Annotated in this window: 18 protein-coding genes; 11 read left to right on the top strand and 7 right to left on the bottom strand. The window is 60.2% G+C overall.

All coding sequences use genetic code 11. From position 1 onward, the window contains the following. Positions 1 to 244: 244 nt before the first annotated feature. Positions 245 to 532: a hypothetical protein gene (locus tag FHT82_RS21575; RefSeq protein ID WP_183734730.1), complete on the bottom strand. Its 288-nt coding sequence runs from the start codon at positions 530 to 532 to the stop codon at positions 245 to 247. Then, positions 532 to 1314: a thioredoxin family protein gene (locus FHT82_RS21570; RefSeq protein WP_183734729.1), complete on the bottom strand. Its 783-nt coding sequence runs from the start codon at positions 1312 to 1314 to the stop codon at positions 532 to 534. The genes FHT82_RS21575 and FHT82_RS21570 overlap by 1 nt, the downstream gene beginning before the upstream one ends. 117 nt (positions 1315 to 1431) lie before the next feature. Here FHT82_RS21570 and FHT82_RS21565 point away from each other — a divergent pair, with 117 nt between their 5' ends. Continuing rightward, entirely contained in the window at positions 1432 to 2652 is a 1221-nt protein-coding gene (locus FHT82_RS21565) for a helix-turn-helix domain-containing protein (RefSeq protein WP_183734728.1), read from the top strand. A gap of 41 nt (positions 2653 to 2693) precedes the next feature. Beyond that, positions 2694 to 3326 carry a PQQ-binding-like beta-propeller repeat protein gene (locus FHT82_RS21560; RefSeq protein WP_183734727.1) on the top strand — a complete coding sequence of 211 codons (633 nt, stop codon included), beginning with the start codon at positions 2694 to 2696 and terminating at the stop codon, positions 3324 to 3326. Between the two features lie 32 nt (positions 3327 to 3358). On the opposite strand, the gene FHT82_RS21555 is transcribed toward FHT82_RS21560, so the two are convergent. The 3 genes from FHT82_RS21555 to FHT82_RS21545 form a co-directional block, all read right to left on the bottom strand. Further along, the gene (locus FHT82_RS21555; RefSeq protein ID WP_183734726.1) at positions 3359 to 4162 is read right to left on the bottom strand and encodes a class I SAM-dependent methyltransferase; all 804 of its coding nucleotides are present in this window, start codon (positions 4160 to 4162) and stop codon (positions 3359 to 3361) included. A gap of 90 nt (positions 4163 to 4252) precedes the next feature. Continuing rightward, positions 4253 to 4705: a TspO/MBR family protein gene (locus tag FHT82_RS21550; protein WP_348647645.1), complete on the bottom strand. Its 453-nt coding sequence runs from the start codon at positions 4703 to 4705 to the stop codon at positions 4253 to 4255. Positions 4706 to 4833: 128 nt separating this feature from the next. Continuing rightward, positions 4834 to 5709 carry an NmrA/HSCARG family protein gene (locus tag FHT82_RS21545; protein WP_183734725.1) on the bottom strand — a complete coding sequence of 292 codons (876 nt, stop codon included), beginning with the start codon at positions 5707 to 5709 and terminating at the stop codon, positions 4834 to 4836. A gap of 126 nt (positions 5710 to 5835) precedes the next feature. Between FHT82_RS21545 and FHT82_RS21540 the strand changes: the two genes are divergently transcribed. From FHT82_RS21540 to FHT82_RS21515, 6 genes are all read left to right on the top strand, one after another. After that, positions 5836 to 6753, top strand: a complete 918-nt coding sequence (locus tag FHT82_RS21540; protein WP_183734724.1) for a LysR family transcriptional regulator — start codon at positions 5836 to 5838, stop codon at positions 6751 to 6753. A gap of 69 nt (positions 6754 to 6822) precedes the next feature. Next, the gene (locus FHT82_RS21535) at positions 6823 to 7581 is read left to right on the top strand and encodes an adenylate/guanylate cyclase domain-containing protein (RefSeq protein ID WP_183734723.1); all 759 of its coding nucleotides are present in this window, start codon (positions 6823 to 6825) and stop codon (positions 7579 to 7581) included. 146 nt (positions 7582 to 7727) lie between these two features. Then, positions 7728 to 8297 carry a TetR/AcrR family transcriptional regulator gene (locus FHT82_RS30705; protein WP_183734722.1) on the top strand — a complete coding sequence of 190 codons (570 nt, stop codon included), beginning with the start codon at positions 7728 to 7730 and terminating at the stop codon, positions 8295 to 8297. A 172-nt stretch (positions 8298 to 8469) separates the two neighbouring features. Then, the gene (locus FHT82_RS21525) at positions 8470 to 9636 is read left to right on the top strand and encodes an efflux RND transporter periplasmic adaptor subunit (RefSeq protein WP_246698210.1); all 1167 of its coding nucleotides are present in this window, start codon (positions 8470 to 8472) and stop codon (positions 9634 to 9636) included. A 6-nt stretch (positions 9637 to 9642) separates the two neighbouring features. After that, entirely contained in the window at positions 9643 to 12801 is a 3159-nt protein-coding gene (locus tag FHT82_RS21520) for an efflux RND transporter permease subunit (protein WP_183734720.1), read from the top strand. 361 nt (positions 12802 to 13162) lie between these two features. Continuing rightward, positions 13163 to 13960, top strand: a complete 798-nt coding sequence (locus FHT82_RS21515) for a class I SAM-dependent methyltransferase (protein WP_183734719.1) — start codon at positions 13163 to 13165, stop codon at positions 13958 to 13960. Positions 13961 to 14505: 545 nt separating this feature from the next. On the opposite strand, the gene FHT82_RS21510 is transcribed toward FHT82_RS21515, so the two are convergent. Then, on the bottom strand, positions 14506 to 15105 hold the full coding sequence (locus FHT82_RS21510) for an HNH endonuclease (protein WP_183734718.1): 600 nt from the start codon (positions 15103 to 15105) through the stop codon (positions 14506 to 14508). Positions 15106 to 15223: 118 nt separating this feature from the next. Here FHT82_RS21510 and FHT82_RS21505 point away from each other — a divergent pair, with 118 nt between their 5' ends. Together FHT82_RS21505 and FHT82_RS30700 are read left to right on the top strand one after the other, a co-directional pair. Further along, complete coding sequence (locus FHT82_RS21505; protein WP_183734717.1) at positions 15224 to 17521, top strand: DGQHR domain-containing protein; 2298 nt, start codon at positions 15224 to 15226, stop codon at positions 17519 to 17521. A gap of 398 nt (positions 17522 to 17919) precedes the next feature. Next, a complete protein-coding gene (locus tag FHT82_RS30700) occupies positions 17920 to 19164 on the top strand; it encodes a DNA adenine methylase (protein WP_183734716.1) in 1245 nt (414 codons plus the stop codon). 47 nt (positions 19165 to 19211) lie between these two features. Here FHT82_RS30700 and FHT82_RS21495 read toward each other — a convergent pair whose 3' ends face one another. Then, positions 19212 to 20249 carry an MBL fold metallo-hydrolase gene (locus tag FHT82_RS21495; RefSeq protein ID WP_183735080.1) on the bottom strand — a complete coding sequence of 346 codons (1038 nt, stop codon included), beginning with the start codon at positions 20247 to 20249 and terminating at the stop codon, positions 19212 to 19214. Between the two features lie 670 nt (positions 20250 to 20919). On the opposite strand from FHT82_RS21495, the gene FHT82_RS21490 reads away from it, so the two are divergent. Then, positions 20920 to 21120, top strand: coding sequence for a hypothetical protein (locus tag FHT82_RS21490; RefSeq protein WP_183734715.1), 201 nt, complete (start codon positions 20920 to 20922; stop codon positions 21118 to 21120). Positions 21121 to 21374: the final 254 nt, after the last annotated feature.

Below are 21374 nucleotides of genomic sequence, written 5' to 3'. Positions count from 1 at the left end.
GGCGGCGAGGCGGGCAATTCCGGATGCCGTCGGAAGGGGTGTCAGGGTGGGCATGCTGTCGGTTGACAGCGGTGCGGAAACGTCAGTGTTGCTGACTGGGTTCCATCACATCGGCGCGATTGGGGATGCTTACATCTTTGCCCGGTCGCGTGTGGCACCCCTCTCTGGCCGGCAGGCCAGAGAGGGGTGCCACACGACAAACCTTCACATCTTCATCTCTGTAACGAGCTTCAAAATCCATGCCTCACGAGCCACGGACGCGTTCCTCGCCTCCCATCAGCCGCAACCACGGCCCGACATGGAACAGGCTCATCAGCACATACATCGGCACCATGCCGCTGAACACCGACGCCCCATGCATCGACATGCCGCTCATCGAGCAGATCATGTCGGCCGCCGGCTCGCTCGCCGAAAGTGCCGCCATGATGGCAAAGGTCGGTGCCGCCGCAAGGGACAGACCCCGCGCAATACCTGATGGCAGGTGGGAGCCGGCAGAACTGCCGGCCCCTGGTGTGGATGCTGACGGGCGCATCAGGCTGCCTCGTAGCGATCGTGGTGGCGCCACCAGACGCCCTCCTCGTTGCGGCCGAACGGCGCGCGGTCGAGCCACTGGTACATGCCCCAGACGCCATCCAGCCCGCGGGCGTAGGAGGAGTAGGTGTGGTAGATATCGCCGCCCTGCATGACGAAGGCGCTGAGACCTGGTCTTTCGCGGGCGAAGGTGTTGAGATCGGTGCCGGTCATCGAGGCGATCAGATCGGCCGGGCTCTGTTCGGCGCTCGGTTCCTGCTTCTCCAGCACTGCGGGGATAGGCGGTTCTCGGCGGAAGTTATATTCGATGCCGCCGCTCTGCTGTTCCTCCGGCGTGAACCAGACATTGAAGTCACGGTTGAAATCACTTGGCGATGACGAGGCCCAGTCAAAGGTCCAGCCCATGCGGCGCTTGAACGCCAGAAGCTTTTCCAGCGGCGCGCGGGAAACGGCGCTGAAAGCGACATCGTGGTTTTCCAGATGCACGGTCACACCGTTGAAACCATCGGCGATCGACGAGCAGGACGGGCAGCCCGCCGTATAATCCGGGCCGAACATGAAGTGGTAGACGAGAAGCTGCGAACGGCCCTTGAAGAGTGCCGAAAGCGGCTTGACGCCCTTTTCCGTCTCCAGCCTGTATTCCTTCTCGATCTTCACCCAGGGCAGGTCCTGGCGCTTGGCGGCGATCTCGTCGCTGCGGCGCGTCAGCGCCTTTTCTTCTTCCAGGAGCGCCAGCCGCGCCTGCAGCCATTCCGCCCGTGTTCCTGTCTTGTGCATCATCATGGTTCTTCTCCTCACTTGCGTTGATACGTGCGTGACGGCGAGCCGTTGCCTGCCGATGGGGAATAAACTAGGTCTGGATGCCCAAGGGGTGGGAGTTACAAGTGTGACGGGATTCCGATGGACTCGCTGATAACAGCTGCCGCACAGGCGCTGGCCGTGGGCGATGCGCTGGGCGCGATGAAGCGCGTGGCGCTGCGCGACGATGCGCCGGCGCTTGCCCTGCGCGGCATTGCCATGGCCCAGCTCGGCGATCTCACCCGCGCCAAGACACTCCTGAAAAGCGCTGCCCGTGCCTTCGGTCCGCGGGAAGCGGTGGCGCGTGCCCGCTGCATCGTCGCCGAAGCCGAGATCGCGCTGGTCTCACGCGATCTGACCTGGCCGGAAAAGGCGCTGGAAGCTGCCCGCGCCACGCTCGAAAAGCGCGGCGACCGCGTCAATGCCGCCCACGCCCGCAACCTGCAGATCCGCCGCCTGCTGCTGATCGGCCGTCTGGATGCGGCCGAAAAGCTGCTGGCCGATCTCGACCCCTCGCCGCTGCCGCCGGCCGCCCGCGCCGGCCATGAGCTCGCCGTTGCCGGCGTGGCGATCCGCCGGCTGCGCACGGAACTGGCGCGCGCTGCATTGGCAAGGGCAGCACAGGCAGCATTGAAGGCCGATATCCCCGCGCTCGCCGTCGAGGTGCGGGATGCGGCAAAGGTTCTGGAAGCGCCCGCCGCCCGGCTGATCGATGGCGGCGCGGAGCGTCTGCTGAGGCTCGAAGAGGTCGAGGCGCTGCTTGCATCGGACACACTCGTCATTGATGCCTGCCGCAATGTCGTGCGCGCAGGTGCCCGGATCGTGCCGCTGGCGAGCCGCCAGGTGCTTTTCACGCTCGCCCGCGCGCTTGCCGAAGCGGCACCTTCGGATGTCTCCCGCTCGGCTCTGCTTGCCCGCGCCTTCCGCGCCCGCCATGCCGATGAATCCCATCGGGCTCGGCTGCGCGTCGAAATCGGCCGGCTGCGCGCCGCTCTTGCCGATCTTGCTGAGGTCAAGGCGACAAGTCACGGTTTTACGCTCCTGCCGCACGGTGGGAGAAAAGTCGTCGTCCTCGCCCCGCCAGTCGAGGAGGAGCATGCCTTCCTGCTGGCGCTGCTCGCCGACGGAGAATCCTGGTCCAGCACGGCGCTGGCGATTGCGCTCAGCCTCAGCCCGCGCACGGTGCAGCGGGCGCTCGATGCGCTCGATGAGGCCGGCAAGGTGCAGTATTTCGGCAATGGCCGCGCGCGGCGCTGGATGATGCCGCCGGTCGTCGGCTTCCCGACAACTTTGTTACTCCCGGGGCCGTTGCCGAGCGACTAGACCATATGTTCGTGGTGAAAACAGAGAGAGGACGCGACACCATGAAGACATCACAGGCAGAGATCATCAGGGAATACGGCCCCTTCGAGGGCACTCGCAATATCGGCGGCGTCACCTTCGACGGCAGCCGGGTGTGGTTTGCCGCCGGCGAAAACCTTCGGGCGCTGGACCCCGAAAGCGGCGCCGAACTCACTACCATCGACGTCGCCGCCCATGCCGGCACTGCCTTTGACGGGCGCTACATCTTCCAGATCGCCGAAGACAAGATCCGCAAGATCGATCCCGAGACCGGCACCGTCGTCGCCACCATCCCCGCGCCCGGTAAGGGGGCCGATTCCGGCATGGCCTGGTGCGAGGGCAGCCTCTGGGTCGGCCAGTACCGCGACAATTGCATTCACGAGATCGACCCGGAGACCGGCAAGATCCTGCGCACGATCGAATCCAAGCGCCATGTGACGGGTGTGACCTGGGTGGATGGCGAACTGTGGCACGCCACCTGGCAGGACGACAAAAGCGACATCAGGCGCATCGACCCCAGGACGGGGGATGTTCTCGAGCGGCTTGACATGCCCGAGGGCACCGGCGTTTCCGGGCTGGAATCCGATGGAGCCGATGTCTTTTATGCCGGCGGCGGCGGCAGCGGCAAGGTGCGGGCGATCCGCCGGCCGAGGTGAGGCAGGGGATTGATGTCGCTCCCGAATCAATCTCACGCCGCCACCCTGCCGCGGCAGGCCCAGGCAACCGACGCAAACGACCGCGGCCCGTCCGGCTCCCCGGCCTCATAGGCATCCCTGACAGCGATATCGACCCTCGTGCGCGTATAGGCGTCCAGCCCCGCCACATATTTGCCGAGCGGGCCTTCGCCGGCGGCGATCGGCGCCCATAAATCATCGAAGGAACTGTAATCCATGCGGATGGTCAGCGACGTCTCCTCGACATCGACGAGGCCGTTATCGACAAAGCTCGCCTTCATCTCCCCCGGCCGCATCATCGGCTGGAAAGAATAGCGATGCCGCATCGCCCGCGCATTGGCGTCGATCATGGCGACCGTATCCCACACCATGCGCATGCCGGACATGCCGCCATAATGATCCCAGACGGCGGCGGCGACCACGCCGCCCGGCCGCACGACGCGGCGCATTTCGGCCACCGCCTTGCCGGCCTCCGGCACGAAATGCAGCACAAGCAGCGACAGCGCTCGGTCGAAGCTGTCATCCTCGAAGGGCAGCGCGCAGGCATCCGCCTGTTGAATGGTGATGCGCGGGTCCGTGTTGCGTTGGGTGGCGGCTTCCACGAAGACGGGCGAAAAATCGATGGCCGTGATCGATTTGAGACCGGGCCTTTCCGCCAGCGCGAAAGTGAGGCTTCCCGTGCCGCAGCCGACATCGAGAATGCTTTCCCCATCCGCAAGCGCGGCGAAATCGATGAACCCGGGCGCGAGCCGCTTGCTCCAGCGCCCCATCAGCCGTTCGTAACCATCGGCACTTTCGACATTGAAACTCGACGCCATCGCAGCCTCCCCCAAAAGCGACAGATAAACGGGACAATGCCCACCCTTTATTTTTAGGGCTCGCGGGCACTGCGGCAAGCGGCAGGAACCCTAATTCAACGCGACGACCGCAGCATTGAGAACAGTGGCGTATGCCACCCACAAGCCGTAGGGAACGAACAGCACCGATGCCAGCCGATCGCGTCGCCACGACAACCCGATGAAGACTGTTATCAACACCAGCAGGACTATGATGATGACAAGGCCGAGTGCGGGAAGCTGCAGGCCGAAAAAGGCCGGCGACCAGGCAAAGTTCAAGACGAGCTGGGCGATCCAGATGATCATGACGGGTGAATGCCTGCCGTGCTCGAAGGTCCGCGCGCCGGCGATGCCGATCAGGAAGTAGAGAATCGTCCAGGCAGGGCCGAACAGCCAGCTCGGCGGCGTGAACCAGGGTTTGGCAAGTGACGCATACCACTCGCCCGACGGAGTCATGAGGCCGATGAGAAGCCCGCCGCCGAGCGCCAACAGCATGAAAACCAGATAATGATCAAACCGGTGCACCGGGACCCTCCGCTTCAGTGATGGGTGAAGTGGTGCCCGGCGGCCCGCCGTCAAGGGAGTGGCTGGATCATGCGGACCAGCCGCAAAGTCCGGCCCGCACTCCTGTCACCATCCGGTGATGACTGACATCACGCTTTGTCGAGGACACTCCAGTCAAAGCCCTTCGCCCAGTCGGCATAGCTGTGCCAGGCGACCTCGGGGAAATCCCGGCGGAGCGCTGCGATATCGGCGGAGTAGCCGGTGCGGTCGAACCATTCATACATCAGCGCCAGATCCTCGTTCTGCTGGCGAAGTACGGAGATCGGCAGCTCTTGGAAACGGATCGGCCGGCCGATGGCGTCCGAGAGGATCTTCGCCTGCGCCTCGCCCGAAAGCTCGTCGCCGGCAATGTCGAACCGCTTGCCGAAGACCTGCTCGCGGCGCTCCGCAAGCGCTGCGACGAAATGGCCGATATCGTCGGTGGCGATCTGCTGCAGCACGCGGGCCGGCGGCAGAGCCGCGGCGTAAAAGCCCTGTTTCAGGCCAGCGATCGTCCAAGGCGCAACGGTATTTTCCATGAAGGCGACCGGGGCCGATATCGTATAGGGAATGCCGAGCCCGGCAATATGCTGTTCGACCAGATATTTGCTCTCGAAATGCCCGATACCGGTCTTCCGGTCGGCATCGGATACCGAGGAATAGATCAGATGGCCGATCCCTGCCTCCTTTGCCGCATCGGCCGCCGCGATGCCCTGGCGCGTCTCCGCCTCCACGCCTGCCTCATAGCTGTTGCCCATGAGAAACATGGTCTCGACACCCTTTGCCGCCTGAACGATGGAGGCCTTGTCATCGAGATCGCCGGCGACGACTTCGACACCGGTGGCGGCAAGCCGCCTGGCGGCATCGCCGTCGGGCCTGCGGGTCAGCGCCTTGACGTGATGGCCGCGCGAGGCGAGAGCGCGGGCGACGCCGCCGCCCTGCTGGCCGGTTGCGCCTGTTACGAGAACGGTTCTGGTAGTGCTCATCTCAATACTCCCTTTCGTTGGGGGGATGTAATCCCCCGGGATCGTTGCTGATAAGCCAAAGTAGGGACTGTCGCATTGGGCCATAATAACCTACAAATGCAAAACATCGTACCATCTCAGGCACCAATGATCGATCTCAACGATATCGCGATCTTCGCCCGCGTCATCGAAGCCGGCAGCTTCACCGCCGCCGCGCGGCTGATCGGCACGCCGAAGACGACGGTCAGCCGCCGTATCGCCGCTCTGGAGCGCGAACTCGGCGTGCGGCTTTTGCAGCGCACCACCCGCAGCCTCAGCATGACCGATGCCGGGCGCCTCTATTACGAGGAGGCGAGCCAGGCGCTGCGGCGCATCGAGGAGGCCAATATCCGGCTGGCCGAAGCCCGCGCCGAGCCCGTGGGCACGATCCGCATCTCCGCCCCCCTCGGCTTCGTCAGCCATTTCCTGGCCGATACGATCTTCGAATTCATGGCGACCTACGAGAAATCCAGGGTCGAACTGCGCCTGACCGACGAGAAACTGAACCTGATCGACAACGGCATCGATCTCGCCTTCCGCACCGGAACGCTGGAGGATTCCACCCTGATTGCCCGCAGGCTCGGCCCGACATATCGCCTGCTTTGCGCCAGCCCCGCCTATCTCGCCCGTGCCGGCACGCCGGCGACCCCCACCGATCTCGCCAGCCATCAATGCGTGATCGCCGGCCCCTCCGCCGCCCATGCAGTCTGGGTGCTGCAGGGAGAAAGGGGCGAAGAATCCGTCGCCGTCTCCGGCCGTTTTGCCGCCAACGAAATGCAGGCTGTCATGGCCGCCGCCCTTGCCGGCTACGGCATTGCGCAACTGCCCTATGGTATCGCCTTCGCCGGGATCGCCGATGGCAGGCTGCAGCGCGTGCTGGAAAACTATACGACGCCTGCGGGCGGGCTGCATGTCGTCTATCCCAGCAGCAAACACCTCTCGCCGCTGGTGCGCGCCTTCATCGCGCTTGCCGAAAAGCGGCTGCACGAGGCCGATGCGCGCAACGTCCTGCCTGACGACGCCTGACCGGCGGCATTGCCTGTTGCCAAACCTGCCGGACTGGCGGAAGCTGCCTTCACCAGGGGAACTGCGACCATGACAGCGACAACAGCGATCAGGCATCAGGCAAGGCCAGGCACCGCGGGCATCTGCCGCGGCTGCTGGGACCAGATGCATATGCCGATCCCGATCGGCGGCCCGCTCTCGCTGCCTTTGCGCGCCTTCGGCATCACCAGAAGCAAGATGAACCCAGACATCTGCACGATCTGCGAGCGTTCCTTCCAATATGTGAAGAAGCAGCGCCACATCACGTCAGGCGCCACCATCCTCTTTGCCGATATCAGGAACTATACCGGCCTGTCGGAACGCATCGGCGCCGTCGAACTCAGCCATATCGTCAGCCTGTTCCAGGACCGTTCGGCAGGCGCAATCTGGGCCAATGACGGCATCGTCAACAAGCAGATGGGCGACGGGCTGATGGCGATCTTCAACTTCCCGATTAGCCGCAAGGACCATACCGCAGCCGCCATCATGGCCGCACTTGAAATCCAGCGCGCCTGCGCAGAAGCGCTGGGCGAAATCGACGTCGGCGAACCGCTCGGCGTCGGTGTCGGCATTCATACCGGCGACGTGCAGATCGGCGAATTCTCCAGCTTCCACAGCGATTTCACCGCGATCGGCGGCGTGGTGAACCAGGCCGCAAGACTGGAATCGCAGGCCCGGCCGGGCGAGATCGTGATCTCCGCCGACTCCGCCCGTCAGGCACCGGAACTGATGGCCGAGAGCGAAGCGCGGATGCTCTCGCTCAAGGGCATCGGGCAGCCGGTGGAGGCGCGGATTTTGCGGGTCCTGTGAGCCCGCTCGCCTTATTCTCGAGCCTTTTAGTGACATGAACGCTGTCTCACAGCCCTCCGGAACGATGTCCTAGCCTCAAAAACAAAAGCGCTTGCATTTAAATCCGAACGTTCGTATTTTTATGCACGAAAACTGGAAACCCATTCGTGACACGAACGCGCAAGATCACCACTGACGATATTCTCGACGCTGCCGAGCGCGTCGTCGTACGATCAGGTGCAACGGGGCTTTCGATCGATGCCGTCGCCAGGGAAGCGGGCGTCAGCAAGTCGCGCGTCGTCTATGACCACAAGACCAAGAGCGCCCTTCTGGAAGCGCTGGTGGACCGCCGCGTCGGGGCCGATATTGCCCATATGGAAGAGTGCGTGAAGGCGAGTGCGGACACCCCTCACCCGGAGCTTTACGGCCGCATCGCCGCCGCCGACAAGACGCTCGACGATACCGACCGCGCCGTCGCGATGGCGATCAGCGCTTCCATGTCGAGCGAGGAAAATCTGCAGCAGATCATCCGCAAATGGGTGCTCGACGATCTGGCGGCCATGGCCGCCGGGCCGAAACCGCGGGCAGCGCTGATGGCCTATCTGGCGCTGACCGGCTTCTACTGTACCGAACTCTTCGATTTCCACCGCTGGAGCGGCCCGGAACGGCAGGAACTGCTCGAGGATATCCGCAAGGTCTACACGACCTTCACCGAGCCTCCACAAACGAAGACTTGAAAAGCTCTAAACGACAATAACTTAAGCAGTTCCAGGAAAAGCATGAAACGGCTTTCCGTCCGGAATTGCGTGAAGATGAAGAAACCAAAGCAATAACCTAGCAAGCCGCCGGGGCGGCCAAAAAGGGATAGGATCGATGTTGCGCAATACCAGACTGCCGCGCCTGAAGGCGATGATGGCAGCCACCACCCTTCTCGCACTCACCGCCGGGCAGACGCTCGCCCAGGAGGGCATGCAGATGCCGCCGGCCGCCGTCGGCGTGGTCGAGATGAAGGCCCATGCCGTGCCCGTGGTCAACGAATTGCCGGGCCGCATTGCCGCCACTCGCGTGTCGGAAGTGCGCGCCCGCGTTTCCGGCATCCTGCAGGAGCGCGTCTTCGAACAGGGCACGCTCGTCAAGCAGGGCGATGTTCTCTACCGCATCGATCCGCGCCTCTTCCGCGTCCGTGTCGCCTCTGCCGAAGCGACGCTGCAGCGCGCCAAGGCCACGCAGCAGAATGCCCGTCTGCAGCTGGAGCGCCAGCAGAACCTTAGGGAGCGCAATATCGCGACCGGCATCGATTACGATACGGCGGCCGTCGCCGTCGCCCAGGCCGATGCCGATGTGGCGAGCGCCGAAGCCGGCCTCGACGAAGCCAAGATCAACCTCGACTATACCGAAGTCCGCGCGCCCATTACCGGCATCATCGGCGGCGCGCTGGTGACCGAAGGTGCGCTGGTGACCGCCGACGGCACATCCAACCTGGCGCTGATCCAGCAGATCGACCCCGTCTATGCCGACTTCACCCAGTCGGCCCAGGATCTCCTGAACCTGAAACGCGCAGTGGCCGAGGGCAAGCTGGAGAGTGCCGCACCGGGCGAAGCCCGCGTCGAGCTCGTCTTCGACGATGGCAGCCTCTATACCGAGCCGGGCCGGCTGCTGTTTGCCAGCGCCAATGTCGATCCCAATACCGGCCAGGTGACGCTGCGCGCCGAATTCCCCAACAAGCACGGCGATCTCCTGCCCGGCATGTATGTGCGCGTGCGCATCGAACAGGCCGTGCGCCAGGATGCGCTGACCGTGCCGCAGCGGGCTGTGACCCGCAACGAGGCCGGCCAGGCGCAGGTCTATGTGCTCGCCGAAGGCAACAAGGCGGAGCTTCGCCCCGTCACGCTCGGCCAGGTTCTCGGCTCCGAATGGGTTGTCGAGACGGGCCTGAAGCCCGGCGAAACCGTGATTGCCGATGGCGTGCAGAAGGTGCAGCCGGGTGCGACGGTGGCGCCGGAACCCTGGAAGCCGGACGCGACGGCCGATGCGGGAGCGCAGGCTCCCGCCGCCGACACCAAGAAGGCGGAGTAAGGTCTCATGGCACAATTCTTCATTCGCAGGCCGATCCTGGCCTGGGTCTTCGCTCTGTTCATTTCGATTGCCGGTATCCTGGCGATCCCCTTCCTGCCGGTCTCGCAATATCCGAAGGTCGCCCCGCCGCAGCTCTCCATCTCCACTTCCTATCCGGGCGCCTCCCCACAGGAAATCTATCAGGGCGTCACCCGCCAGATCGAGGATGAGCTGAACGGCGTCGAAGGCCTGATGTATTTCGAGTCCACCTCCGACAATTCCGGCTCGGTCAGCATCAACGCCACCTTCCGCGCCGGCACCGATATCGACCAGGCCTCGGTCGATGTGCAGAACGCCATCCGCCGCGTCGAGGCCCGCCTGCCCGCCACCGTGCGTTCGCAGGGCATCAATGTGGAAGAGGCAAGCTCCGGCTTCCTGATGTTCATCGCGCTGACCTCGACCGACGGCAACCGCGATGAAGTGGCGCTGGGTGACTACATCACCCGCAACATCATCGGCGAGTTGCGCCGCATCGATGGCGTCGGCCGCGCTCAGCTCTTTGCCGCCCAGCGGGCGCTGCGCGTCTGGATCGACCCGGACAAGATGGTCGGCCTGAACCTGACGACCGACGATATCAACGCCGCCATCACCGCCCAGAACGCCCAGGTCGCCGCCGGCCAGATCGGCGCCGCGCCGAACCCGATCACCCAGGATCTGACGGCAACCGTGCTCGTGCAGGGTCAGCTTTCCACGCCGCAGCAATTCGGCGAGATCATCCTGCGCGCCAATGCCGATGGCTCCACCGTGCGCCTGAAGGATGTCGCCCGCGTCGAACAGGGCGCGGAATCCTATAATTTCACCAGCCGCCTGAACGGCCAGCCGAGTGCGGCGATCGCCATCCAGCTCTCGTCCACCGGCAACGCCGTTGCCGTCTCCAACGCCGTCAACGCGAAGATGAAGGAGCTCTCCCGCTTCTTCCCGTCGGGCATCGAATATTCCGTTCCCTACGATACCAGCCCCTTCGTTTCGGCCTCGATCGAGAAGGTCATCCACACGCTGGTCGAGGCCGTCGCCCTCGTCTTCGTGGTCATGTTCATCTTCCTGCAGAATTTCCGCTACACGGTCATCCCGACGCTCGTGGTACCCGTGGCGCTGCTCGGAACCTGCGCGGTCATGTATGCGACCGGCTTTTCCATCAACGTCTTGACCATGTTCGCCATGGTGCTGGCGATCGGCATTCTCGTGGATGACGCGATCGTCGTCGTCGAAAATGTCGAGCGCATCATGGCCGAGGAAGGGCTATCGCCCAAAAAGGCGGCGCAGAAGGCGATGAGCCAGATCACCGGCGCCATCATGGGCATCACGCTGGTTCTCTCCTGCGTCTTCATTCCCATGGCCTTCTTCCCCGGCTCGACCGGTATCATCTACCGCCAGTTCTCGCTGACCATGGTCGTCTCGATCCTGTTTTCGGCCTTCCTGGCGCTGTCGCTGACGCCGGCGCTCTGCGCTACCTTCCTCAAGCCCATCAAGCAGGGCCACCACCACAAACGCGGCATCGGCGGCTGGTTCAACCGCAATTTCGAGCGCATCACGTCCGGCTATTCGAAGACCGTAACCGGCATGGCCCGCCGCGCCGGCCGCATGATGATCGTCTATCTCGCCCTCGTCATCGGCCTCGGCTATCTCTTCATCAACCTGCCGACGGCCTTCGTGCCCGATGAAGACCAGGGCTACATGATCGTCGATATCCAGGGACCGCCGGAGGCGAGCGCCAACCGCACGATCGAATCGATCAAGCAGGTGGAGGCGATCTTCCGCTCCGAACCGGCCGTCGAAAATATCGTCGCGATCCAGGGCTTCTCCTTCTCGGGCAACGGCGCCAATGCCGCACTCGCCTTCGTGACGCTGAAGGACTGGGCCGACCGCGGCCCCGGCAACACCGTGCAGGAAATCGCCAACCGCGTGAACGGCCAGCTCTTCGCGCTGAAGGACGCAACCACCTTCGCGCTCTCACCGCCGCCGATCGAAGGCTTCGGCGCGACAGGCGGCTTCTCCTTCCGCCTGCAGGACCGCGGCGGCAAGGGCCAGACGGCACTTGTCGAGGCCGCCGGCCAACTGATGCAGATGGCGGGCAAGAGCCCGGTTCTGACGGGCATGCGCGTCGAAGGCATGCCGGATGCCGCCCAGGTGCTAATGGTGATCGACCGCGAAAAGGCCAACACCTTCGGCATCTCCTTTGCCGACATCAACAACGCGATCACCGCCAATCTCGGCTCGTCCTATATCAACGACTATCCGAATACCGGCCGCATGCAGCGCGTCATCGTCCAGGCGGATGACCGTGCGCGCCTGCAGATCGACGACGTGATGAAGATCAACGTGCGCAATGCGAGCGGCGGCATGGTGCCCCTCTCCTCCTTCGCCATTGCCCAATGGCAGAAGGGCGCGCCGCAGATCGTCGGTTATAACGGCTATCCGACCGTACGTATCTCCGGCGCCCCGGCCCCCGGCCAGTCCTCGGGCGCGGCAATCGCCGAAATGGAACGTCTGGCCTCTGAGCTGCCTGACGGTTTCGGCTTCGAATGGTCCGGCCAGTCGGCGGAAGAAATCACGTCAGGCAGCCAGGCGCCCTTCCTCTTCGGCCTGTCGATCCTCTTCGTCTTCCTGCTTCTGGCAGGTCTTTACGAAAGCTGGTCGATCCCGCTCTCGGTCATGCTCGTAGTGCCCTTGGGCGTCATCGGCTCGGTCGCGGCGGTGATGCTGCGCGACATGCCCAACGACATCTATTTCAAGGTGGGCCTCATCGCCATCATCGGCCTCTCGGCCAAGAACGCCATCCTGATCGTCGAATTTGCCAAGGATTATTACGCCGAAGGCAAATCCCTGCTGGATTCGGCGATAGAAGCCGCCCGCGTCCGCTTCCGCCCGATCATCATGACCTCACTCGCCTTCACCCTCGGCGTCGTGCCGCTGGCAATCGCCACCGGCCCGAGCGCCGCCAGCCAGAACGCCATCGGCACCGGCGTGCTGGGCGGCATGATATCAGCGACGGTGCTGGCGATCTTCTTCGTCCCGGCGTTTTTTGTGTTCGTGCTGAAGCTGATGAGGACGAGGCGGCCGGTGGTCGAGGAGCAAACGACGCCTGCCACAGAAACGCAGCCAACCGCCCCGGCCATCCACTCCTGACCCGTGCGCAAATGCCTCCCGGGCTCCAACCCAGAGCCTGGGAGTTTTTGTTTTTGAGTTTATGAATTGCAGGCTGTGCGTGTGGCACCCCCCTCTGCCCTGCCGGGCATCTCCCCCACAAGGAGGGAGATTGGCTGGGGGCGCCGGTTTCCCCAACAACCAGCGTTGCAAACTGCACGACGTTAGAGATCTGCGAAGGTCGCGCCACTTGTCGATCTCCCCCCTTGTGGGGGAGATGTCCGGCAGGACTGAGGGGGGGGGTGCCACAGACGCGAGGCCGAACAAACGCCCCCACCCAATAGACGCCACCCCCATCCGCCCTATATCCGCCCGGCACGAGCACATCAGCTGGGGAAGCCCAATGCCATCCACCTTCATCGCCAGGGGCGCCGAAGCCTATGAAGCCAGCATGGGCCGCTGGAGCCGCCGCCTCGCCGACCCTTTCCTCGCCTTCGCCGGCGTGCCCTCGCACGGCCGCGTGCTCGACGCCGGCTGCGGCACCGGCAGCCTGACATTGGCGCTATCAACCCACCCCGAACTCACCGCCATCGAAGCCCTGGATTTCGAGGAAAATTTCGTGGCCGCACTCCGCGCCCGCACTGATGACACAAGGATATCAGCCCGCCAGGGCGACGTCTGCGCCCTGCCCTATGAAGACAAGAGCTTCGACGCCGCCTATTCCCTGCTCGTCCTGCACTTCGTCTCGAATGCCGAAGAGGCCATCACCGAAATGCGCCGCGTCCTCAAACCCGGCGCCACAGCAGCCGCCGCCGTCTGGTCCCACGACGGCATGCCGAGCTGGCGCCTCTTCTGGAACACGATCCGCGCCATCGAACCCGAAGCCGAAGGCAACGGCATCCCGTCAGGCCCGCGGCCGATGACGGCGGAGGGTGAATTGCGGGCGCTGTTTGAAAGCGCGGGCTTTGCCGATGTCGCCGAGGCGAGGCTGACGATGATAATGGACTACGCCAATTTCGAAGACTTCTACCTGCCGAAGGTATACGGCCAGGGACGGTTTTCTGCGTTCTTCGAGGCGTTGCCGGAGGCGAGACGGGAGCGTCTGCGGGAGGCGCTGAAGGCGGCCTATCTGGATGGCAGGTCAGAGGATGGGCCGCGCGGGTTTGAGAGTGTGGCATGGGCGGTAAGAGGTACCGCTTGAGCCTGCGCCTGTCTTCTGTCGGGCGTCCTCCCGTCAGGCCGTTTCCGAAAACGCCGCCTGATCAGGAGGGTGAAACATAGGCACGATATTGCCAGAGACGGGATGAGCACCGCCACGGGCGCCGTTGTCATGAACGCTTGATAATCGCCGACATTCCAGAACCATGTCGTGGACAGAGCAGTCGATAGAAGCAGAGCGGAGAAGAACATGACACACGACCAGAAGACCGGCCGCCTGTGGAGGCGATAAGCGTTCATCCCATAGATCGCGAAGATGAAGAGATACAAGGGAACCGAGAGGATGGCTTTCAAGACCATCAATATCCCCGCGAAACCACTGAAGAGAAACGGGATATGCCCGACGAGCATGCCCACCAGATAGGCCAGCAGGAGATGTCGATCTGCGGCAAACGAATGTCCCTCATTGCTTCCCCTACAATGCCTCTCGAAATCGCAATGAATGCCATTAGAAGTGGTTATTTTTCAAGCGATGCGGAATAGTGAGTGGCAGCCAGGCGCCGCGCATCTTCAGCTGTAGGCAAGGTATCAAATTGCGCCAAGGACGAGGCGAGCCTTGAGATCATCGATCGACATCCCGCCCCAGCGGTGCAGCATGCGATGACAGTTGGAACATACCGGAGCAAGGTCCTCTAGTTTGGTCCTAGCACCGGGCTCAAGTTGCGAGATCGGAATCTTGTGATGAGCTTCGATAAAGCCGCTTCCAAGTTGACCATATTTCTCAGAGAAATCAAAATTGCATACCGAACAAGCAAATGAAGTCAGTTCGGACTTAAAGCGACTAACAAGTGATTTCGATCGCTCCCTCCTCAGATGGGTTCGAAGTTGAGCGGCCCCTTCATTCACCATGTAGGGCTCTACTGCGTCGGCAAAGCCATCACCGGTCACCGGGTTGAGCAAATCCATCTCCCGTAAACCCCAGACACCGCCACCAATGCCGTGAACACTGTAGAAGAGATCGCGTTTTTTCTGCCAAAATTTCGAATCAGATGAACATTCTTGGATGCGGCCTCTTACACTCTGCAACAAACGGTCAGGGTGCGGTCCCGGAAATAGATGTTTAATTTCCTCCGCGATTTCCGCAGGCCGTGCCTGCCCACCAAGGCTGCGCAACGCAGCTGCCACCATTTCAAATCGCGATGACGTAACTAGATTGTGGACCACGTTTGCTTCGACCCTGCTCGCTTGAGTTGCTGTTTGACAGTTGTGTGTTCGTTTGTATTTATTGCAACGTCAAGGAGAGAACATGCTTGGGGAACTGTTAAAAGACTTTGGAGCGAAGCGCGCAGAACATACTCGCCGAAGCAAGCTTTACGACGAAGAATCGGTCAGCGTCTCGCTCCAAGCTTCCAGGGAAGCCGATGGTTGGGCGGTTCAGCGTACGAACAAAGGCTCCGTTCGTATGCGTCGATCAAGACATTTCGACGAAATATTGGAAAATCGCTTCTGGAACATACTTTACCGCTTTGGCTATTCGGAACTCAACAAGGGGCGTCCATTTTATGTAACCATCGGTAAAGGCGAGAATAACATCGAGCAACAGGTCGATGTATTTGCGAAAGATGACGAGACAATCGTCATCGCGAAATGTATGTCGCGCAAATCCCCGACAAAGGTTTCCTTACTGGAGGAGCTAAACGAATTCGCCGGGCAAATGAAGCCCTTAGCCGATACAATCAGGAAACATTATGGGGCAGAATTTAAGCCCAAAATAATCTGGTGCTTCGTCACGGAAAATATCAGATGGTCAAATGACGATGTCCGGCGCGCCAAAGAATACAATATCAATATAATTCAGGGTCTTGAGTTAATTTACTTCGAGGAATTCTCTAAGAAACTCGGTCCGGCAGCGAGATACCAATTCCACGCTGAATACCTCGAAGCTCAGAAAGTTCCCGCGTTGGCTGGTAGGAAGGTACCCGCAATCAAAACTAAGCTTGGGGGGAAGACTGCGTATCTGTTTTCAGCTCTTGCCAAAGATGTTTTGCGGATAGCGTTCGTCAATCACCGCGATCTTCGGGACCCATCCGGCGCACCGTCTTATCAGCGAATCATGAAGCCAAGCCGCCTTAAAGAAATCGGGCGCTTCCTAGATGAAGGAAAATTCTTTCCGAACACGGTGCTCCTGAATTTCCACCGTAAACCGAATTTTGAACAGCAAGCGAAGGATGACGTGTCGGCAGTTGCGTTTGGCAATCTCATTCTTCCGGACCGCTACAAAAGCTGCTGGATCATAGACGGACAGCACAGGCTCTATGGCACGACATACACCAAGGCCGAGTATGATTCGCCTTTGTTCTTTATCGGGTTTGACTCGGTATCGACTTCCGAGGAAGCCAACATCTTCGTCGAGATCAACTCGAAACAGGCAACCGTACCGCCGACTCTGTTATCTGCCCTCGAGGGCGAAGTGAAATGGGACTCGCCGGAGCCGAAGGAGCGCCTGTCGGCGATTTCTTCTAGGGCTGTAGACTTGCTCAACACCAAGGGCGGCAGCCCGCTCGAAGGAAAGGTAGTATCTCCTGGAATTACCGCGGGAACCAGCCAACCACTGAACCTCAGAAGCATTCAAGATAGGATCAATCAATCAGGGCTTGTCGGCGTAGTTAATCCGAAAACTGGTGAAATCTTGCCTGGTCCATGCTGGGGTAATTCATCAGAGGGCTCGTTACAGCGTTTAGTGACTTTGCTAGAACTGCACTTCGAAGAAGTGCAGTTAGCTAACGCCGAGCGATGGGAGATGGGCAAAGCGGGCCTGCTCTGCACAAATTTTGGGGTCGGCAGTCACATTAGACTGGTGAGTGAATTGATTAATTATGCAACCAACAAAGGTGGGATAAGCGCCTATGAGCAAGATCCGCACGACCTTTATAATTTAATAAAGCCAGAACTTGCTCCGGTTCTCTCCTTCGTCAAGCAAGCTTCGAGCGCCGAGTTTGAGAATAAGTTCAAGGTAATTTTCGGAAGCAGCGGCTTTCATCATTATTTTTACGGTCTTGTTGACTTAGTGGTTGGCGCGGCTCCAGATTTCGCTCCCGAAGGATATCGAGATTTCAAGCGACTATCATCCGATGAAGTCACCGATCTTGCAGATCGACAGGTAAAGTGGATTCAAAAGGTAGTTCCTGCCTACATTCTCCAAAATTTGCGTATACAATTTGGGGATGACTATTTCGATCGAGCTGTGCCAAAGGAAATCCAAAAGGTCTGTCAGGCAAAAAGGATTGACGATGAGGACGGCGAAAAGCTTCCAGTGGAAACTTATCTCGATTGGATTCAACTCCAAAAGATAATTGTACAAAAGGAAGTGCGCGATACTGTTAAAGAAGTTCTCAGCATTCAGCTTCAGAATGAGGGCGGCGGCAAGCACTTTTACAGTGGATGGTTCGATTCGATTAACCGCATTCGGCGCATCGCCGCTCATCCAAATGGTCGGTCGTATAAGGATGACGACTTGCAGGTAATATCCCTTGTGGTTGAACACCTCGTCAATTCCCTGCCCTCCGATAACATGGAGGGGGAGTTCGCTCCCCCTATGACATAATTTCAACCATCGTCGCCGACATTGAGTAATGATCGTTAGTCAAGCTCCTGCGATTCTAAACGAAGGTTTGGAGGCATCGGTTTGATGGATAGTGCCAAAGTCGGTGTGACTTTGAATGCGGCGGTCGCGCAACCACGGTTTGTCTTCGCTACTCAGCCTTCCACCGCTTTGCTCGCTTGCTGAAATGAATATATTAGAGGAAAGTATGGTCTCTGACACGCCTCCCGACGCTGTCCAACCACCTACGTTGGCCCCGCCTCGTCCGCGGATGGTCTCGACCAAATATCTGCGTTTCGATCTACACAATCTATTGATATTATTTGACTCTAAATCACTCGCAATGTTTGCTGAATCGATCAGGAAGGACGGTATTCTCGTCCCATTGAGGGGGCATTAGCGTGGCCGCCTTCACTTACATGGGAACTAAAAAGAGCCTCGCGCGAACCATTGGCGCGCTTTGTGAAACACACGAGCCAGGTCCATTCCTAGATCTCTTTTCCGGAATATCAGCCGCCGGTTCATCGGTCGCACCAAAGCGTCAGATTTGGTGCAACGATGCACAGGTGTTCTCGCGTACCCTAACCGAAGCGCTATTTCTCTCCAACGAAGATAGTCCAAGAGCGACGGTTATCGCAGCAGTAGTTCAGCGCTTCGGCGACAAGAATTTGAACGCACTCGTTCGAGAGAACCAAGACCAAGTCGATGAGGAGCTTCGCCTTTTATGGGGAACCGCACACGATGACCAAATTCAGTTTCAAGCTTACGTGCGCGACCAGACGCAGCAACGCAAGGCAGAGCTTGAGCTAGGTTACAGCCATTGCCTCTTTACGACACGCTATGCTGGCAGTTATTTGGGTCTGGTACAAGCAATCCAAATAGACTCAATTCGCTACGGGGCCGACATGGCACTAAAAGCCGGTCTAATCTCAAGCGAAGAGCACAGGTGGGCGTTGCTCGCCATGTGCAGATCAATTGCGGGGATCAGTAACTCTACTGGACATTTTGCGCAGTATTTGACGCCCAGTCCATCGAACATCAATCGCGTACTGGCGAAGCGCAAGCATTGCGCATGGGCATGCTGGCTTGAAGCATTGAACGAAATGCGGGCGGTAGGTGACACAAAATGGCGCTCGAAAAATCGCGTCTATCACGGGGACGCAATCGAAGTATTAGAAAATATGGATTGGAGCAAAGGTACCCCCGCCGTTATTTACGCGGATCCGCCCTACACAAATGATCAATACTCAAGGTATTATCATCTTTTCGAGACAGCAATACTCTACGACTACCCGTTAGCTGAAGGAAAAGGGCTTTACCGAGGTGGACGTTTTCAATCTTCATTTTCGCTTAATCGTCAAGTCGAGAGCTCTTTTGAACGTATGATTTCGGCGGCTGGAAAGTCGGGAGCTAGCTTGATGATTAGCTATCCTAGTAACGGTCTGCTGCCCAACTCTCTTCAGAAAATACCTGAAATGATGGCAGAGCACTTCAAGATAGTCCTCGACCCCTTGGTTATTCCCCATAAACATTCGACGCTCGGCGGATCGAAGGGACGCGAGAAGGAGGATGTTGAGGAATGCATCTTTCTCGCGATTCAAAAACCGTTAGCGGCAGACTCTCTTTCCGACCTTAAGCATAGCTGAGTATGCAGGTTTGGGGGCTTGGACCGTAACCGCCCAAATTGCACCCCTCACTCCCCCACCACCCCACCAGCTTTCTTCCAAGCATCAATCCCACCCTCAATATGACACGCGCTCCCCACCCCCGCATCCTGCGCCGCCTGCACAGCCATCGCCGACCGCTCCCCGAACGCACAGTAAAACACCACCCTTTTCCCCGTCGCCACCGCCAGTTCATGCAGCATCCCGCCCGCTGACAGGTTCTCCTGCAGATCCGCATAGGGCGCATGCAGCGCGCCGGGGATCACCCCATGCCGCTCCCGCTCGGCTCTCTCGCGCAGATCCACGATCACCACATCCGCCCGGCCCCGCAGCCCCAGCGCCTCCTTCGCGCTCACCGCCCAGCCCTTCCGCGCAATCTCCTCCTGATGCAGCCCGATGTGGATGTTGGCGGGCACGGCGACGTCCATCATTTTCGGGTTGGGCAGGTGCAGGTTGTTCATGAGGTCGACATATTCGTCGACCGATTTGACCTGCAGGCGCGGGTTGAAGCGTTTTTCCTCGCCGATGGTGGAGACCGTGTCGCCCTTGTAGTCATGGGCGGGGAAGAGCAGCGTTTCCTCAGGTAGGCGCAGGAGCTTGTTGAAGATCGAGTCATATTGGGCGCGCGGGTCGCCGTTCTGGAAATCGGTGCGGCCGGTGCCGCGGATGAGCAGCGTGTCGCCGGTGAAGATGCGGTCGCCCATCAGGTAGGAATAGGAATCGTCCGTATGGCCGGGCGTATAGAGCACGTCGAGGCTGAGGCCCTCGATGCCGACGCGGTCGCCTTCGGCAACGCGCATGGCGACGACGTCCGCCTTCGTCTGCTCGCCCATCACGGTGATGCAATGCGTCTGGTCGCGCAGCGCGCCGAGCCCGGTAATGTGGTCGGCATGCAGATGGGTATCGACAGCCTTGACCAGCTTCAGGTCCAGCTCACGAATGAGCTGCATGTAGCGGTCCACCTTTTCCAGCACGGGATCGATGATCAGCGCCTCGCCGCCGCGCCTGGAGGCGATGAGATAGGTGTAGGTGCCGGAAACACTGTCGAAAAGCTGTCGGAAAATCATCTGTCCACTCCATTGCCTTCTGGCACTGCCGGCTTGAGCCTGGCCTGCGGCTGCGAACTGCATCGGGACGTCTGCGCCGATAATATCTTTGCGCCGGGAAAAGCGGAAGAAGCGGGCGGCGGATCCGCCCTCACCCAATCTTGGTATCGGCCGACAAAAATCCGCGCCGCTGCCGCCGTCGCAGAGGCTGCCGCCCGCCACGGGAGGCAGGCCGGCGGCCGGATCACGCGCGGTTCCTGAGCCGGATGAACGAGGCGCTTCTGTATTAACCCCAGGAGAATACAGCAAAATCGCCGTTTTTACTGTGCAAAAACAATACAAATGCCCGGCGGAAAGCACCGCCGGGCACTTATTAAGCACATACTGAAATAATTTCGCCGCGATTTAAAAAGTGAAATTGCGGTTCCATTATTCCGGCCTACAATGCTCCACGCTGGATGCTGCAAACCCAGTGGAGAAGGGTTGCCCAAACTTGTAGATCGCGGGCTGCCCTTCTCCTTCCATATAGCAAGCGCCGATCTGTTGCTATTACGTGCGTAACATCGTGAACAGGCATTGAAGAAATCCCCTGGGCGGAGCGGGGGCTGCACGATGACGTGATCTCCTTTTTGTTGAAGAACGCGATCTGCGCCCTAGAAACTCACCCGCGGGGACGCGTGAGGGAATTTCGATGATCAGAGAAAAGATGTCGGCGAGCCAGACGCCGATGCAGGAAGAGGACGTAGCGATCTGCCAAAACGTCTACGACCATATCTGCGTGGCAAGGCATATCTCCACAGCCCGCGAACGCGAGGAACTGGCCATCCAGATCCTGCATTTCTACCAGCATGGGGTGAAGGATCAGGGGAGTTTGGAGCGGTTGTTGCTGTAGGCGGGGCGGGCTCTCTTGCTATAGTAGCCGAAGGCGTAAGGATGGCCGGCATATTGCTCCGGTAGCGCTGATTGGCTTTGGCGGCGCGGCCACCCCACCTCCCTCATTCCTGTGCTCGTCACAGGAATCCAGCCGGCTTGCGTCTGCAAGCCGAGAGGACTCTTGAACGAGAGTGCTTGCGGAAACCATTCGTCGATTGGGACGCGCTTACGTCAGACTCTTCCGCCGCGTGGACACGCGGCTGCTGGATTCCT

The sequence above is a fragment of the Rhizobium sp. BK275 genome, assembly GCF_014193555.1.
Classification (GTDB): Bacteria; Pseudomonadota; Alphaproteobacteria; order Rhizobiales; family Rhizobiaceae; genus Rhizobium.
The sequence above is the reverse complement of the archived record's forward strand: the minus strand, read 5'-3'. Positions and strand labels throughout refer to the sequence as shown.

What these genes read in the sequence shown, in the direction of transcription:
- FHT82_RS21575 (WP_183734730.1), bottom strand. Translation starts at nt 532, where the DNA reads ATGCGCCCGTCAGCATCCACACCAGGGGCCGGCAGTTCTGCCGGCTCC.
- FHT82_RS21570 (WP_183734729.1), bottom strand. Translation starts at nt 1,314, where the DNA reads ATGATGATGCACAAGACAGGAACACGGGCGGAATGGCTGCAGGCGCGG.
- FHT82_RS21565 (WP_183734728.1), top strand. Translation starts at nt 1,432, where the DNA reads ATGGACTCGCTGATAACAGCTGCCGCACAGGCGCTGGCCGTGGGCGAT.
- FHT82_RS21560 (WP_183734727.1), top strand. Translation starts at nt 2,694, where the DNA reads ATGAAGACATCACAGGCAGAGATCATCAGGGAATACGGCCCCTTCGAG.
- FHT82_RS21555 (WP_183734726.1), bottom strand. Translation starts at nt 4,162, where the DNA reads ATGGCGTCGAGTTTCAATGTCGAAAGTGCCGATGGTTACGAACGGCTG.
- FHT82_RS21545 (WP_183734725.1), bottom strand. Translation starts at nt 5,709, where the DNA reads ATGAGCACTACCAGAACCGTTCTCGTAACAGGCGCAACCGGCCAGCAG.
- FHT82_RS21540 (WP_183734724.1), top strand. Translation starts at nt 5,836, where the DNA reads ATGATCGATCTCAACGATATCGCGATCTTCGCCCGCGTCATCGAAGCC.
- FHT82_RS21535 (WP_183734723.1), top strand. Translation starts at nt 6,823, where the DNA reads ATGACAGCGACAACAGCGATCAGGCATCAGGCAAGGCCAGGCACCGCG.
- FHT82_RS21525 (WP_246698210.1), top strand. Translation starts at nt 8,470, where the DNA reads ATGATGGCAGCCACCACCCTTCTCGCACTCACCGCCGGGCAGACGCTC.
- FHT82_RS21520 (WP_183734720.1), top strand. Translation starts at nt 9,643, where the DNA reads ATGGCACAATTCTTCATTCGCAGGCCGATCCTGGCCTGGGTCTTCGCT.
- FHT82_RS21515 (WP_183734719.1), top strand. Translation starts at nt 13,163, where the DNA reads ATGCCATCCACCTTCATCGCCAGGGGCGCCGAAGCCTATGAAGCCAGC.
- FHT82_RS21510 (WP_183734718.1), bottom strand. Translation starts at nt 15,105, where the DNA reads ATGGTGGCAGCTGCGTTGCGCAGCCTTGGTGGGCAGGCACGGCCTGCG.
- FHT82_RS21505 (WP_183734717.1), top strand. Translation starts at nt 15,224, where the DNA reads ATGCTTGGGGAACTGTTAAAAGACTTTGGAGCGAAGCGCGCAGAACAT.
- FHT82_RS21495 (WP_183735080.1), bottom strand. Translation starts at nt 20,249, where the DNA reads ATGATTTTCCGACAGCTTTTCGACAGTGTTTCCGGCACCTACACCTAT.
- FHT82_RS21490 (WP_183734715.1), top strand. Translation starts at nt 20,920, where the DNA reads ATGATCAGAGAAAAGATGTCGGCGAGCCAGACGCCGATGCAGGAAGAG.